Annotated in this window: 1 protein-coding gene; it reads left to right on the forward strand. The window is 65.7% G+C overall.

Annotated features, from left to right (window positions below):
* Positions 1 to 26: 26 nt before the first annotated feature.
* On the forward strand, positions 27 to 297 hold a 271-nt coding region (locus FLQ44_RS17005; protein ID WP_240801324.1), incomplete at its 3' end, for an NAD(P)/FAD-dependent oxidoreductase.

The following is a 297-nucleotide window of genomic DNA, read 5'->3' on the forward strand; positions in this document are numbered from 1 at the left end:
CCGAAGTCATTCAGGGCCCCTGGCTGATGCAGCAGATGCAGGCCCAGGCTGAGCATGTTGGAACCGAGGTGATCCACGACATCGTGGTCGAGGCGGACCTGTCGCAGCGCCCCTTCCGGCTTAAGCTGGATTCCGGCGGCGAGCTGCTGGCCGAGACCGTCATCATCTCCACGGGCGCCCAGGCCAAGTGGCTGGGTCTGCCCTCCGAACAGAAATTCCAGGGCTTCGGCGTCTCCGCCTGCGCCACCTGCGACGGCTTCTTCTACCGCAACCAGGAAGTGGTGGTGGTCGGCGGCG

The organism is Vogesella mureinivorans (genome assembly GCF_007644035.1).
Lineage (GTDB): Bacteria > Pseudomonadota > Gammaproteobacteria > Burkholderiales > Chromobacteriaceae > Vogesella > Vogesella mureinivorans.